Below are 14,953 nucleotides of genomic sequence, written 5' to 3' on the forward strand. Positions count from 1 at the left end.
AACAGCAGGTTGTAGTCAAGCTGCTCCATAAGCTGGCGTTCCGAGCGCACCGAGTAGAAGGCCTGGAGCAGCAGTGCCCGCAGCAGCTTCTCCGGCGGGATCGACGGCCGCCCGATCTTGGAGTACAGCCCCTCGAACGCCGGCGACATCACCTCCAGCGCCTCGTCCACGATGGCCCGGATCGGCCGCAGCGGATGATCGGCCGGAACCCGAGCCTCGCAGCTCACGTAGCTGAAAAGACCCTCGCTGCGTTCATCCGTGCCCCGCATCGTCCCCTCATCGGCCGTATTCTCTTCAAACGGAGAGAATCACGACCGGCAGGACGGGCATAGCCTTTTTCCGCAGCCTGCTAGCTGGTCTCGCCGGAATTGTCAGGCGGCCACAGCGGGTAGGCTGACGAGGGGATCATCGCCGAGCGGAGCGAAGGTTTCCAGATGCTATGGGACGGCGTGACGTTGCGGCACGCTGAGGCATTTGGAACCGATGGAGACGTTCCCATGCAGCAGCCCGAGATCGGCCGCTCGACGGCCACCTTCGTTCCCGACGAAACCCTGGTTGCGGTCATTGAGATGAGCCTGTCCACGTGGCTCGTTGCCGGGCTTGTACCCGGTGTCGACCGGCGTCCTTTGAAGAAGCTCAGCCCCGATGAGAACGACCTTGTGCTTCTCCTGGATGGCTGGCGCTGCGAGGCAATGGCCGCCGGCCGGACGATCACGCGTGTCGTGGTCGCGTACGAGTCCGGGCGGGATGGGTTCTGGCTGGCACGCTGGCTGCGGGCCCGAGGCATCGAAGCCCAGGTCATCCACGCCAGCAGCGTAGCGGTGTCGCGCGACCGTCGCCGCGCGAAGACCGATCGGCTCGATACGGCACTGCTCATGCGCGTTCTGCTGGGCTGGCTTCGTGGCGAACCCGGACATTGCTCCATGGTGGCCGTGCCGGGGATTGAGGAAGAAGACGCGAAGCGTCCGACGCGCGAGCGTGAGAACCTGATAGCCGAGCGCACTCGGATCGTAAACCGGATGAAGGCGGCCTTCGCCCGTCTCGGCATTCGCAACGTCAACCCGGCACTGCGCAAGACGGCCGAACGACTTGACAAGCTACGGACCCCTGAGGGTGGGATGATCCCCGCCAACACGCTGGCAGAACTTCGCCGCGATATAGCCCGGCTTCGGATGGTTGAGGAACAGATCGCCGAGATTGAGCGCGAGCGTATGGACCGCATTGCCCAGGCCGCTCCGCAGCGCAGCCGCGCCGACGGTATGCTCCGCATGCTGTCGCGCGTGGTCGGTGTCGGCGTGGAGACGGCCGACCTGTTGGTGCAAGAGATCCTGCTGCGCGATCTGCGGGATCGCCGGGCGGTTGCCCGCTATGCCGGATTGACCGGGTCTCCTGACGAGAGCGGTGCGCGCCGACGCGAGCGCGGATTATCGCGCGCCGGTAACGCGCGGGTCCGAAAAGCCATGGTCCAACTCGCGTGGCGCTTCCTTGTCTTTCAGAAGGAGAGCGCGTTGGTGAAATGGTATCGGGAACGCACGGCCGATGGCCGGGGGCGAACCCGCATGGCGTTGATCGTCGCACTCGCCCGCAAACTGTTGATCGCATTGTGGCGGATGGTGAAGACCGGCGAAGTGCCCCAGGGCGCTCTCGTCCGACCTGATCCTGCGGCGGCGTAGCTCTCGACGGGACGGCGGGTGGCAATAGCCGCTTGGCTGTTCTCGCGGGTCCGAGGTGGTGGCAGCCCGATATATGACGTGGTCTTCGTACCGCTTTCCAGATAGGGACCGCTGCACCGGAGCTTGGCTGACGATGCGGATGCCTGCATCATGGTACGGGCGTTTCGCCCACCGACTACAAGGTCGCAGCGCACCTCGTGCGCTCTGCAAGCCGGCTCCTCCTCCGACCGCCTCGCCCAGCCTGACCATCGAGCACAGCAGCGTGCTCAGAACGGTCAAGGACGCTTCGCGCCGCTGCGGGGTGCCCTGCGGGCCTCCTTGACCGTCCCTGCGCGCGCTGCTGACGGGGTGTCAGGGCGGGACGAAGGAATGGTCCATCCCAGTCGAACAAAGGAATGGAGTTCTTGATGCAAAGTTCTTGACGACGAAATTCCCATACAAGCGTCATATAGCGCGCCCGCTGAACGGCCCACTCGTCATTCTGCTCCAAGAGGATGGCGCCGATGAGGCGTGTAATCGCTTCCTCGTTCGGAAATATACCGACAACCTCGGTGCGTCGCTTGATCTCGCCGTTGAGGCGTTCAATCGGGTTTGTCGAGTGGAGCTTGGCCCGATGCTCCTTGGGAAAGGTCATGTAGGCCAGGACGTCTTCTTCCGCCTCATCCATCAGGGCGGTCAGCTTCGGCAGCTTGACTCGGACCTGATCAGCAATTTGCCGCCACTGCGTGCGTGCGGATGCCGCATCATCCTGCGCGAAGGCGGTGGCGATGAAGGCCGCCACGACACGGCGCCCGCTCTTGCCGGCATGGGCAAGCGCGGGCCTGGAAAAATGCACCCGGCACCTTTGCCACGTCGCCTGGAAGACCCGGGTGACCGCCGCCTTGATGCCGCCATGGGCGTCGGAGATCACCAGCTTAACGCCGTTCAACCCCCGGCGCTTGAGCTTGCGCAGGAACTCGATCCAGAAGGTCTCGGCCTCCGACGGGCCGATGTCCATCCCCAGGACCTCGCGGCGGCCGTCGGTGTTGACCGCAACGGCGATGGTGACGGCGACCGAAACGATGCGCCCGTTCTGGCGCACCTTCACGTAGGTGGCATCCAGCCACAGGTAGGGCCAGTCGCCCTCGATGGGACGACCGAGAAAGGTCTTCACCCGCTCGTCGATCTCGGCGCACAACCGACTGACCTGGCTCTTGGAGATGCCAGACATTCCCATCGCCTGGACCAGATCGTCCACTGAGCGCGTCGAGATGCCCTGGATTAGGCCTCCTGGATCACTGCCGTCAGCGCCTTCTCGGCCATCCGCCGCGGCTCCAGAAAGCCGGGAAAGTAGGAGCCCTTGCGCAGTTTGGGAATGCGCAGCTCGACGGTGCCGGCGCGGGTCTCCCAGTCACGATCCCGGTAGCCATTGCGCTGAACGAGCCGCTCCGCCGAACGTTCGCCGTGAACGGCGCCGGTCAGGCCCTGCACCTCCAACTCCATCAGCCGTTCAGCGGCAAAGCCGATCATCTCACGCAGAACATCGGCATCCGCGCCCTTCTCAAGCATCGCGCGAAGCGCCATCATCTCATCGGTCATCGTGGTCACCCTCGGTCGAGGTTTTGTTGTGGTGACCAGACTCTACCGAAGCCGCGATGACCGCCCCGCTGTGGATAACCGGCCCGCCTACGCTAGCAATGGAAGGGCACTGCGGCGGGCCGGTTCCCCACAGCTCCTACACCACCCCGTGGGACACGACCATTTCCCATTTCCGTCTGATCTGGCTTGAGAAGCGAACTACGCACTTATATCACCAATAACGCTGCATATTTCCGCCATTTTCTGGACTAAAATCGGGAATTCAGTCTCCAAAGAACGCTTCTTTTCCACGAGTGCGGGTCTTTCGCTGCCCTCAACGCGCGTGCAGAGGTGGTTTATCGAGGTGTTCAGTTGACAGGGTTCCAAATCTGGACGGATGAGGTAGGACCCTGATTTGCTTGACCAGCCTTGGCAGAGGAACCGGGTAGAGGATCAGGCGGTTCCCGGCTCCAAGGACTGGTCCGTCAGGGCGTGTCGTATGGCAGTCAGCAGCGGCTCCGGGCTCAGCGGCTTGTGCAGCAACAGGAAGCCGCTGGCGCTCGCCTCCCGGATGCGCGCGGGCGAGGTGTCGCCGGTCAGAAGAATTCCGGGCAGCCGGGCGGCGAAATGCCGCTCCAGCCGTCGGATTGCCTCCGATCCGGTTTCCGTGCCCTTGAGCCTGAAATCGGCGATGACCAAGTCCGGCACCCGGCTCCCCAACCGCTCCACCGCCGTGTCGCCATCGGATGCCGCCACCACATCATAGCCCAATTCATGGAGGAAGGAGGCGACCCCGTCGAGAACGGTCGGGTCGTCGTCGATCACCACCACCCGCTCGCCGTTGCCGCCGTCGGATACGACCATCTCCTCGTCTTTCGGAAGAGAGTCATCGGGACCGGCCAACGGAACCAGAATCTCGAACATCGATCCCTGCCCTGGTGCAGATTGGACCCGTATCGGGTGATGGAGCAGCGCGGCGAGGCGTTCGACGATGGAAAGCCCGAGCCCCAACCCCTGCCGCCGGTCACGCTCCGGATTGTCGACCTGATGGAACTCCTCGAAGATCGACGCCAACTGGTTCGACGGAATGCCGCGCCCGGTGTCCCAGACCTGAATGCGCAGGTTCAGCCCGGCACGGCGGCAACCCACCAGAATGCGACCCTGGTCGGTATATTTGATCGCGTTGGCGATGAAGTTCCGCAGGATACGCTCCAGCAGCTTGGGGTCGCTCCGCACCGACAGGCTGGTCCGAACGCTGTGCAATTTCAGTTCGGCAGCCTCGGCCAACGGCGATAACTCAGCGCACAGCGCATCGATCATCGTCTGGACCGGACATGACCGGAGCATCACCTGAATGATGCCTGCATCGAGACGCGACACATCCAGGATGTCGTCGAGCATGGCGGTCATGGCGCCCAGCGCGTTGCCCATGCTGACCAGCAGCTTTGCTGCCGCCTCGCCCTGCGGCTGCATCGCCACCAGATGATGGAACATCAGCAGGGCCTGGACCGGCTGACGCAGGTCGTGGCTGGCCGCGGCGAGAAATCGGGTTTTGCTGGCGCTTGCCAGTTCGGCGGCAGCCTTGGCGGCAGCGAGGGCTTCGCGCACGCGCACCTGCTCTGTAACGTCTTCCATCGCCAACAGGATCAGCCGGCCCGCCTGATTGAGCCGGCGGGCGTTCAGCAGCAGGGTGCGGCGTCCCTCGGCGCCTTGGTCGCCGACACCCTGCCCGATGGTCAGTTCCAGCGCCTCGATGACCGTGCCATCGGGTATGACCCGTTCCAGTGCCCGGCGCAGTTCGGGATCGGCCAGCAGACCGCCGGCCGTCTCGGCCAGCTGGACGCCGAGCACGCCGTCCGGCGTGGTGGCGAAGGATCGGTGGAAGGCCGCACTTGCGCCGACCACCCGCAGCATCTCGTCCAGCACCAGCAGCGGTTCGCGGACCGTGTCGACGATGGCCTGGGCGAAATCGCGCTCAGCCCGCGCCGTGCGCAGCACCCCAGCCCGTTCGATGACCAGCCCCAGCACGCTGGCGATGGCCTGGACGAATTCCAGGTCGGCATCGCTGAACCGTCCGGCCGTACGGCTCAAAACCGCGAGAATGGATGGTCCGCGTGTCTCGCCGCCGAAGGGAACCGCCAGACCGCTGACGAAATGGCTGCCCGATAGCGCCATGGAGGAACGGACGCGTTGATCGGTGGCGAAATCCTCGGCGATCGACGGCTGCCGGGACCGGAACACCCGTCCGACCAGTGTCGACATGTCGCTGGGAATCCTGACGGCAGGCTCTTGTGGAACGGAGAGGTCGGCACTGCCGAGCAGGATCAGATCGTCAGCGTCCCCGGTGCGTCGGCCCGATGGATCCTCGCCGGGACCAAGGATGGCGACGCCGTCCGCTCCCAGCCCTTCAGCAATCAGACGGGCCGCTTCCGCCAGTGTCTCCGGACCCTCCGCTCCGATGAGGTCCTTGCGTCCGAGATCGGCGATCAGCTTGTACTGGCGGGCCTGCAGAGCCATGGCCAGGCTGGTGCGCTTCAGCGGCGTCACATCGCTGAAGGTGATCACGACCCCCTCCCCCCGGCCATTCTGAGTCCGGTAAGGTTGGATGCGGCGAAGGAAGGTCGCATCGTTGTCCGTCGACACTTCGCGTTCCGACGGCATCAGGGATGACAGCACCGACCGGATGTCGGGCAGCAGGCAAGGGTCGGAGAAATGTCGGGAGATGTCTGTGATCAGCCGTCCGGCGTCTTGCGGCAGCAGAGCGAACAGCCGGGTCGCCGACGGCGTGAAACGCTTGATCCGCAGGTCTGACGACAGGAAAACCGTGGCGATGTCGGTGCTGCTCAGCAGATTGCCCAGATCGTTGGTGGTCGCCTCCAGCTCGTCGACCTTTTCGTGCAGCTGGGAGTTCAGCGTGCTGAGTTCCTCGTTGAGCGATTGCAGCTCTTCCTTGGATGTCTCCAACTCCTCGGTGGTCGACTGGTACTCCTCGCCGATCGACAGGATCTCCTCGTTGGCGATCCGCAGCGCCTCGCTGGTGGCGCTGAGTTCTTCAATGGTGTCGTTCAACTCCTCACGGGTCATGCGCAGCTCGTTTTCGAGCTGTTCGACGCCGTCAAGTTCCATCGGCAGCGGCGCGGTCTCTGCGGCCGGTGTGCTTGGTGCAGCGTGGTCCACCGTGAATGTCACCAGAAGCAAGTCACTGCCGGCCCGCGGGAAACGCACCGGGATAACCAGAATGGTCATCGGCACCACAACGCCGTGACGCTTGTGCCGGATTCCGGAGATTTGAATCCGGCCATGCAAGGCGAGCGCCTGTGCGACGGCGCGGCGGAGCTGCAGGCGCAATTCCCCGCGTGTCATCGCCGTCAGATCCCAGGGCGGTTCTCCCGTCGGCAGGTCGAGGAAATCGCCGGTCGGACCGAAGAGATATTGGATGCGATGAAGCCCGTCGATCAGAACTGCCGCTGGCGCGTATTCAAGCAGCAGGGCCTGTCGGATGATGTCCGCCGGGCTGGTGCCGCGCAAGGGGGTAGGCGGTGTCGGCACCGGGACCACGGACCGCCCGCCCGTCGGCGGGACCGCCATCGCGCTGCTGCGCGTCGCACCGATCTTGCGGTAAAGGCGCCATTTTTTTGAAAGAGGCGCGAACAGGTCGGAGAGCGTATCAAGGTTCTCCGCCGTACCGAGGAACAGGCCGCCATTATCCAACAAGGCGAAGTGGAACAGGGCGAAGATGGCCTTCTGCACGTCCGGCTCGATATAGATCAGCATGTTGCGGCAACTGATCAGGTCGAGCTTGGAAAAAGGTGGATCGCTGAGCAGATCGTGCTGGGCGAAGGAAACCACATCGCGCAATGGCTTGACGACCTTGTAGCCGTCTTCGACCTTGGTGAAGAAGCGGTCTAGCCGTTCGACCGACACGTCGACCGTGATGGTTTCGGGATACAGACCGGTGCGGGCGACGGTCAGCGCCCGATTGTCCACGTCGGTTGCGAAGACCCGGAAGCCGGGGGATACGCCGCTCCGTGTGCAGGCTTCCATCAACAGGATTGCGATGGAGTAAGCCTCTTCCCCGGTGGCGCAGGCCGGGACCCAGACGCGGATCGGCTTGCCCGCCGGCTGGTTCCGCACCAGCGGGAGGAGGTAGTCTCCGGCCAGGATGTCGAACGCCGGACCATCGCGGAAAAAGCGTGTCACGCTGATCAGGATGTCGCGGGACAGCAGTTCGATTTCGGCCGGGTGGGTGCCTAGAAAGGCCCGGTATTCCGGCGTATCGGCGATATGGTGAATCCCCATGCGCCGCTCGATGCGGCGGATCAGCGACCGCGGCTTGTAAGCCCTGTGATCGCGCTTGGTGTGCGCGCTCAGCAGATCGAGGATGCCGTCCAGTGCACCGTCCGGCGCATCGGCCTTCTGAACCGTTGCCGGGCCGATATAGGGTTGGTGAACGAAATCGACGATGGCACCAGGCATGCGCTCCGGCGGCAGGATATAGTCGGCCATGCCGGTGGCGATGGCGCTGCCCGGCATGCCGTCGAAGTCGGCGGTCGTCGGATCCTGCACGACCACCAGCCCACCGCATTCCTTGATCGAACGCAGTCCATTGGTGCCGTCGGCGCCGGTACCGGACAGCACGACGCAGATTGCCTTCTCCTGCTGATCGGTCGCCAGTGTGCGGAAGAAGATGTCGATGGGCAGGGTCGCATCGACAGACTGCCGCGATTCGCGGATGCGCAGTTGGCCGGCCTCCATGGTCGGCAACCGACCCGCCGGAGCGATGTAGATGTGATCGGCCTCCAGCGGAATCCCGTCATGAGCCGTATGGACCGACAGCGCCGTCACATTTTTCAACAGGTCGGCAAGCAATCGTTCATTGTTCGGAATCCGGTGCTGAATCACCACAAAGGCCAAGCCGCTGTCAGCCGGTACCGCCCTAAGCAGGGCCGTTATGGCTTTGAGACCGCCAGCCGAGGCACCGATACCGACGATCGCCAAAGGGCCGGGCCGTGTGCGCCGCTGTTCATCCTGATCCATACGGGGAATGTCCTGACAATGACGATCCGTGCCTTCATCCGCTGACATCATGATCGCCTCCTGCCAATACGATGATCCCAGCCAGCGAGACTTTTAACCAAGCCTCGCCGCGCCGGGGTTCATGGCAGGAGAGCATGGGGCTGGCGTGCAGACACTAAACAATTAGGGTACTTATAAATTTACAGCACATTCTTAAATAGACAAAAAGTTAAAATAATAACATCGGCAGATTGACATTAACTTCAAGATTTTCTCGCGATGACTAGAAAATTAGAGCGCAAGTTACGATCTGTCAATCAATAATTTTCGCGGCTTTTTATTTTTGATCTATACGGGATTCCGCAAAAATGAAAATATTATCCTGCATAGAAACGCCATTCGGAACGGCAAAATATTGATTGTGCATCGACATGATGCAGCGAATATGCGGCTATTCTATACCTTCAGTTGCAACGGATTGGCAGAAATCGCACCTGAACCAGCGGGGTGACCGGCTGATCTGTCCGTTTACGGCCAACCTCCATCGCAATGGGCCGGAGGACGTCAAGTCCCTTGCGGTGAGTGTCACGTTGCCGGCTTCACGCTTCCGTCCATGGCCGGCACGGCGGCAATCCCATCATGCCGTCAGAGAAGGTCAGGTCACTCTGCATCCGCAAAGCCGTTGTTGAGGCCCCAAAGGGCAGCCTGCGTGCGGTTCGAGACTTCGATCTTGCGCAGCAAACTCTTGAGGTGGATCTTGACAGTCGCCTCGGTGATCCGGAGGTGGTTGGCGATTGTCTTGTTGGAGCTGCCATTCTGCAGGCAGCGCAGGACCTGCGCCTCGCGCTTAGAAACACTTTTGTGCGGCACCGCCAGATCGGCGGCACCGTTCAGGCGACCGCCGATTAGCCGTGCGGCCAAAGCGCTGGGGAAGACCGTTTCGCCGACCATGACAAGCCGCAACGACTGCGCCAGCGCCTCCATGGACATGTCCTTCATCAAGAACCCGTCCGCACCGGCCTGGATGGTCTTTGTCATGATTTCAGCGTCCAGCGTACTGGTAAGCACCACCACATGCGTGTCCGGGCAGGCCACCTTCAGTGACCGGACAAGATCCGTGAAGTCGCCGATGCCGACAGGATCGATCAAAATGACCTGCGATGCGTCGCCCTCCTGGATGATCTGGAGCGCCGCCTTGAGAGACGAGGTCTCTTTGGCGACGTGAAAGCCCTGCTCTGCGAACATGGCCCTCAACCCCTGGCGAAACAGATTGTTCGCATCTATCAAGGATACGGAAACAAGAGACATTGCAAGATACTCCGGGTTTCTAAAATAACCTGGCAGTCTTGCGCTCAAAATATTGGAATAGCGACCCGCTCTTTGGAGAATTTTTTATCTTCTAATTAAGGCAACATTTTCGAATTCATGTCTGAAGAAACGAGGAAATTCCTGGCCCGGCCGGTCATGCCCGGCCAGCGATCGCAGAGTCCGGGACCATGGCGTGCAGAGCTGTCGAAAGAAAGGCCGGGACCGGTACGCGTGCGCATTCGCGCCGCGGCAGTTGTGCAATCCGATGCAACTCCTCCACCCAGGGCGACGGGTAGCTGTCCACGCCGAATATCCAGACGGTGTCGGTCCGGCCATCCGCCATACGCAACAGCACGCGGGCATCGTGGCCGTCCTTTCCGGCGTGGTTGGCGGCCTGTACAGCGGCGATCAGGGCACCGACATGTCCGTTGGGGAAGGGGCCGTAGCGTTCCCCCTCAAGCCCGACGAACCATCCGTCTGTACGGCACGACACGGTATAATGGGCTGATAGGCTCATGAGATCACCGTTCCTTGATGGCGGCCGCACCAACCGGGGCACAGGCTCTGGTAAGGCGGGTCAGCGTGGCACCTTGCGGCAGGCCGACATGGCTCGGTGGTGTAAAGGCGGGGGGACGCTGGTCCGGCGATGCGCCGTAGACAGGTGGATGCCAGCGGCGCTCGGCATTCATCCAGCGCAGCTGTTCACGCAACGCATCGGCGCCACGGGGGCATCGCCCCTCGATGGAATGGAGAAGGGGCGTCATGGACGTTCCTCCGATACGGACGTCGGCGTCATGATGTCAGTCATGGCCGGAATTACCGGATATGGAGGCTCCATAATCTCCTGTGCCGTTCCGTCATTCCCGGCACAGCACCAGCGGACATGGCAGGGTTCCCCTGCTGCCGATTGCGCCAGCACGACGCTGGCGAAGCCGAGGCGTTCCGCTGCTTGCGCTTCCCGAATGGCTTTGGTGAGCGCATCGATCTGGTCGGTGCAGGGCGGATAGACGAAGCCGTCCGCACGGACGATCCATCCGGCGTGAGTTTTAAGAATGAAGAAGGCCAACCTTGTCCGGGAATTCATAAAGTGTCTCCGATGTGGGCCGGTTTGTCGGCAATGGCGGCAGCCATGCCATCCGGATCGAGTCACGCCAGGAAACACCTCGGATTCGCGATCCTCGGCAAAAATGAGCAGGCCTGGGGTGGCTTTGGAATAATTAAAGTGGGGTTCTCAAAGATTTCCACAATGGGATATCCCCGAAATGCATCAGTGTACATTCAAGATCTTGAAATCGGTTTTATGTTTCTATTGAGAGAAATCTACCGATAAACGACAATTAAATCTGTGAATCATTTCGAACGGCCTTCAATCGCTCCGCCGCAGGTTATGTCCACTGCGGCGGGAGGCGGCCGAACGGCCGCCACGTCATGGTGTGCACGTTTCAGATCAGCGTTTGTTGCCGGGCTTGTTTCCGACAGGCTCCACCTTGACGTCGCTGCGGCGGGCGACGGTTCCCACGGTTTTTTCCTGTTCGGAAGCAGTTTTGGACAGCACGACCTCCCCGACCACGCGGGCTTCCTTGGTGATTTCCGGGGTTTCGGAGGTCGCCGTCAGTTCAACGGTCTTCTCGCCGAACGCAGCCTTCTCCTCGTCGGGGCGGAGAGGCCGATCGACCTTGCGATGTTCCACGCCCACCGCCTCGTCGCGCAGCGTTACGGTCTCCCGAATTGGGGTTTCAGTGATCTGCGTCACGGCTTTCAATCCGCCTTTGGCGACCCGCCGCTTGCCGATCTCGACCTCCTCCTTCACCGACTGGAGGATCTCCCGCTCGACGGTGCCGTCATTGCCCGTCTCCCGGTCCGGTGTCTGCGCTGCCGCAACGACAGGCAGGTTGTCAGGCAGGTCGATGGCTCCATTCTCGTCGAGGATCGCCTCCGCCGCATCGGCGTCCCGGTCGGCGATGTCGGCAGCGACCAGGATGTGGCCGTGCCGGACGGCCATGCCGTACTGCTCGGCCAAGTCCTTTTGAAATCCATGTCCCAGCAATCCCTGGGCAGCCTCGTCGGCGCTGTCGGCACCGTCGAAGGTCTCGATGTCGACCTCCTGGCAGCCTGCCGCAACCAATGCCTGGAACGCGTTCCTGGCTGAACCGCTTTCCTTGTAAAGTCCGACGACGATCGTGCTCATGATGTTCTCCAATGGAATTTCGGGTGTTTCGGGTACTTCGTGTATTTGTTTGTGTATTGACGGGCGGGTCAGACCCCGGAATCTTCTTCCAACGCAGGGTCCCGGTCGATCACCACCTCCTGACGGCGCAGCGTGACGGTGTCGACCATCCTGCTGATCGTGGTGAGGCGGGTGATCCGGACCTCCTCCACCAGCTTCAGGCGAACCTCCACCGTCGCCACCTCCTCGATCACCGAGATGACGGTGGTGTCGCCGTCCTGGCGGTTGGAGATCGGGCCATCGACGAACCGCCCGATGGAAACCCGCTCGACCTCCACATCGGTTAGGGCCGCGTATGGCTCTGCAGGGTGGAAGATCATCCGTCCGGACATGATCGACAATGCTGTTGGGTCGGCGTCCTATCCGGCAAAGCGGCATATGGCAGGTTTTTGCCGCGTGCTTTGGCATGCAAGCCGTTGCTCAATCGCGCCAAATGGAGAGAAGGCAGGCATAAGAGATGCTCAAGAATCATTTAGGTAGAGGGTCCTGTCCAGTGGAGTCAGGCGGCAGCATGAATCAAATAAGTATCAATGTAATTATTTGACCATCCCCATTGTAATAAAATTTGGCATCGCCATATTTCGAACCAAATATCCGGAAGGAGATCGCCATGTCGCTCATGCACGGGACGTTGTCGGAGTGGATGGTTTCAGAGCGTGCCGCCTGGGCTTTATCCGCGCCCAAATGGAAGAACATGGCTTATCTGACACTTGGCGTGTCAGTCGGCTTTCTTGCCGGGTTGCTGTTCTCCAGTTCGGGCGGATAGACAGCTGCTTCCAAGGAAATCCGCCGGACATGAATGGGAGCACCCTTCGATGATCACCGCATTCACCCGCACCACCAGCAGGACCGTAACGTTCGCCCGTCCTTTTGCCTTGAGCGGCGTCGATGGGGTGCAGCCGGCGGGAAGCTACATCGTGGAGACCGACGAGGAGTTGATCGACTCGCTCTCCTTCCCTGTGTATCGGCGCAGCGCGACCTGGATCCGTCTTCCGCATTCCAATCGCGGAATGGCCATGTCGCAGACAGTGCTCATCGACCCCGATGAACTGGGCCGGCTCCTGAAATCGGAGGAAAATGGAAATCTCCTGCCAGGATGAACGCCGTCGCGAGGACCGGCGGAGCAATGTTCCGGTCATCGCAGAATGCCGTTCTGCACCGAAGTTTACCGCAGAGGAGATGTCGTCATGCAAACCGTACAACTGAAACATCGTTCGTCGTCAGTCCATTTCCTGAACGGGAAGATGTTCATTCAAACCGCGTCCGTGCCACCGGTGACCGTGAGGATCGGCGATGAGCGTCTACGCCAGCGGGAGCGCGGCACTCTGCTTCGCAACTGGTACGATGACGGTGGTGAGCAACCAAAGGAGGGTGCTAAAGAGTGAGTTGACCGTCCGCGTCAGAATTTGGCATCGACTGTGAGGAAGAACGCCACCAGGGACGGCCGGCTATCGTCCCGAGGGGGTGCTCCAGTTGAAATGTAGACGAAATCATCGCCGACAAGAGCGCCATCCCCGGCATCCTCAAACGACATCGATCCGGATCGTCAGGATCTGTGGAAGGGCAGCAGCATGAGCGACAAGGCATCCTTCCCAATCGTCGGGATCGGCGCATCCGCTGGCGGGGTGGAAGCCTTGGAGGGGCTGTTCGGTGCCGTTCCTGCCGACAGCGGCATGGCCTTCGTGGTCGTGACGCATCTGTCACCGGAACACGAAAGCCTGCTGGCCGACATCATCGGCCGATGCACGCCCACGCCGGCGCATCAGGCCTGCGACGGGGATTTGGTCGAGCCAAACCGCATCTACACCCTGCAGCCAGGAACCCTGCTGACCATCGATAGCGGCCGGCTGCATGTCCGGCCGGACAGCGCCTCCCACCGCGAGCGCAACCCGATTGACCTCTTCCTCAGTTCGCTCGCCAGTGACTGCGGTGAAAGAGCGGTCGGCATCATCCTGTCGGGCGGTGGCAGCGACGGCACCCTGGGCGTCAAGGCGATCAAGGAGCGGGGCGGCTTCACCATCGCCCAGGGGCATGACGGAATTCCCCGTCATGACGGCATGCCGAACAGCGCCATCGCCGCAGGCGTCGTCGACCTTGTCGCGCCGGTGGAAGCGATGGCAGCGACGCTGGTGGACTACGCAAGAACCGCCACGCCGCTGGGTGATCTGACGAGTGAGAAGGCTGTTCAAGAGGATGCGCGGCTGGAAGCGGCACGCAGAAGCATCACCACCATTCTGCGGAATCAGATTGGACACGATTTCCAGGGCTACAAGCACAACACTTTTCTCCGCCGTGTCCAACGCAGGATGCAGGCCCTGAGGCTGATGGACATCGACAGCTATGTCGAACACCTGCGTGAGGACCGTACGGAAGCCGCGGCATTGTTTCGCGATCTGCTGATCGGGGTCACCACCTTCTTCCGCGACGGCGAGACCTTCCAGGCGTTGGAGGAACTCGTTATCCCGCATCTGTTCGCCGGGAAAAGCACCGGCGATGCGGTGCGCGTCTGGGTTCCGGGCTGCGCCACCGGCGAGGAGGTGTACTCCATCGCCATGCTGCTGTCCGAATATTCGGAAACTCTCCAGAGCGTGCCGAAGATCCAGGTCTTCGCCACCGACATCGACGAGCATGCTCTGGAAGTGGCACGCACCGGGCGCTATCCCGCTAGTCTGGTGCGGGATGTTCCGACAGCCCGGCTTAAACGCCATTTCGTTGAGGATGGCACCAGCTATCTCGTTCGCAAGGAGGTGCGCGACCTGTGCATTTTCTCGGCGCACAGCGTCGTCCGCGACCCGCCTTTTTCACGCATCGACCTGATTTCGTGCCGCAATCTACTCATTTACCTGGGGATGGAACTTCAGGATCAGGTCATCCCGATGTTCCACTACGCATTGCGCCCTGGTGGCTATCTTTTCCTCGGTGTGGCCGAGACGATCGGGCAGCATCAGACGCTGTTCCTGCCCATAGACAAGAAGCATCGCCTGTTCTGCCGACAGGATGCGGTCTCCGTGACCATTCCCTTCGCCATGGCGGACCATGGCGCCCGCACGGCTCGCGGATCGGCCGAGACCCCCCGCTCGATCCAGTCCAATGCCGCCAATCTGCGCGGGCATGTGGAGGCACGCGTGCTGGATCGTTTCGCTCCGGCCCATGTCGTCGTCAACCTGAACGG

13 protein-coding genes and 1 pseudogene are annotated in these 14,953 nt (G+C 61.7%); 6 read left to right on the forward strand and 8 right to left on the reverse strand.

Annotation, left to right across the window (positions count from 1 at the left end; genetic code table 11):
• Nucleotides 1-269: transposase (locus VH569_RS34705; RefSeq protein WP_423321766.1), on the reverse strand; the 269-nt coding region annotated here is incomplete at its 3' end.
• 228 nt (nucleotides 270-497) lie between these two features.
• Here VH569_RS34705 and VH569_RS34710 point away from each other — a divergent pair.
• A complete protein-coding gene (locus tag VH569_RS34710) occupies nucleotides 498-1,673 on the forward strand; it encodes an IS110 family transposase (protein WP_423321768.1) in 1,176 nt (391 codons plus the stop codon).
• A gap of 439 nt (nucleotides 1,674-2,112) precedes the next feature.
• Here VH569_RS34710 and VH569_RS34715 read toward each other — a convergent pair.
• The 5 genes and pseudogenes from VH569_RS34715 to VH569_RS34735 all read right to left on the reverse strand — a co-directional run.
• Nucleotides 2,113-3,251: pseudogene (locus VH569_RS34715) on the reverse strand (IS256 family transposase); the annotation flags it as partial.
• Between the two features lie 432 nt (nucleotides 3,252-3,683).
• Nucleotides 3,684-8,318, reverse strand: a complete 4,635-nt coding sequence (locus tag VH569_RS34720; RefSeq protein WP_423321770.1) for a chemotaxis protein CheB — start codon at nucleotides 8,316-8,318, stop codon at nucleotides 3,684-3,686.
• Nucleotides 8,319-8,906: 588 nt separating this feature from the next.
• Nucleotides 8,907-9,554 carry a LuxR C-terminal-related transcriptional regulator gene (locus VH569_RS34725; protein ID WP_423321772.1) on the reverse strand — a complete coding sequence of 216 codons (648 nt, stop codon included), beginning with the start codon at nucleotides 9,552-9,554 and terminating at the stop codon, nucleotides 8,907-8,909.
• Between the two features lie 154 nt (nucleotides 9,555-9,708).
• A complete protein-coding gene (locus tag VH569_RS34730; RefSeq protein ID WP_423321774.1) occupies nucleotides 9,709-10,071 on the reverse strand; it encodes a hypothetical protein in 363 nt (120 codons plus the stop codon).
• 4 nt (nucleotides 10,072-10,075) lie between these two features.
• Complete coding sequence (locus tag VH569_RS34735) at nucleotides 10,076-10,318, reverse strand: hypothetical protein (RefSeq protein ID WP_423321776.1); 243 nt, start codon at nucleotides 10,316-10,318, stop codon at nucleotides 10,076-10,078.
• 119 nt (nucleotides 10,319-10,437) lie between these two features.
• On the opposite strand from VH569_RS34735, the gene VH569_RS34740 reads away from it, so the two are divergent.
• On the forward strand, nucleotides 10,438-10,884 hold the full coding sequence (locus tag VH569_RS34740) for a hypothetical protein (protein WP_423321778.1): 447 nt from the start codon (nucleotides 10,438-10,440) through the stop codon (nucleotides 10,882-10,884).
• A 117-nt stretch (nucleotides 10,885-11,001) separates the two neighbouring features.
• Here the strand turns inward: VH569_RS34740 and VH569_RS34745 are convergent, their stop codons facing one another.
• Nucleotides 11,002-11,742, reverse strand: coding sequence for a YsnF/AvaK domain-containing protein (locus tag VH569_RS34745; protein WP_423321780.1), 741 nt, complete (start codon nucleotides 11,740-11,742; stop codon nucleotides 11,002-11,004).
• A 68-nt stretch (nucleotides 11,743-11,810) separates the two neighbouring features.
• On the reverse strand, nucleotides 11,811-12,113 hold the full coding sequence (locus tag VH569_RS34750) for a DUF2382 domain-containing protein (protein WP_423321782.1): 303 nt from the start codon (nucleotides 12,111-12,113) through the stop codon (nucleotides 11,811-11,813).
• Between the two features lie 278 nt (nucleotides 12,114-12,391).
• On the opposite strand from VH569_RS34750, the gene VH569_RS34755 reads away from it, so the two are divergent.
• From VH569_RS34755 to VH569_RS34770, 4 genes are all read left to right on the forward strand, one after another.
• Nucleotides 12,392-12,547: a hypothetical protein gene (locus tag VH569_RS34755; RefSeq protein WP_423321783.1), complete on the forward strand. Its 156-nt coding sequence runs from the start codon at nucleotides 12,392-12,394 to the stop codon at nucleotides 12,545-12,547.
• 49 nt (nucleotides 12,548-12,596) lie between these two features.
• Nucleotides 12,597-12,881: a hypothetical protein gene (locus VH569_RS34760; protein WP_423321785.1), complete on the forward strand. Its 285-nt coding sequence runs from the start codon at nucleotides 12,597-12,599 to the stop codon at nucleotides 12,879-12,881.
• Between the two features lie 87 nt (nucleotides 12,882-12,968).
• Entirely contained in the window at nucleotides 12,969-13,166 is a 198-nt protein-coding gene (locus tag VH569_RS34765) for a hypothetical protein (protein ID WP_423321787.1), read from the forward strand.
• A gap of 186 nt (nucleotides 13,167-13,352) precedes the next feature.
• The coding region (locus tag VH569_RS34770) for a CheR family methyltransferase (protein WP_423321789.1) at nucleotides 13,353-14,953 on the forward strand (1,601 nt) is incomplete at its 3' end.

Origin of the sequence: Azospirillum sp. 11R-A (assembly GCF_049472615.1) — a bacterium.
GTDB lineage: Bacteria > Pseudomonadota > Alphaproteobacteria > Azospirillales > Azospirillaceae > Azospirillum > Azospirillum palustre.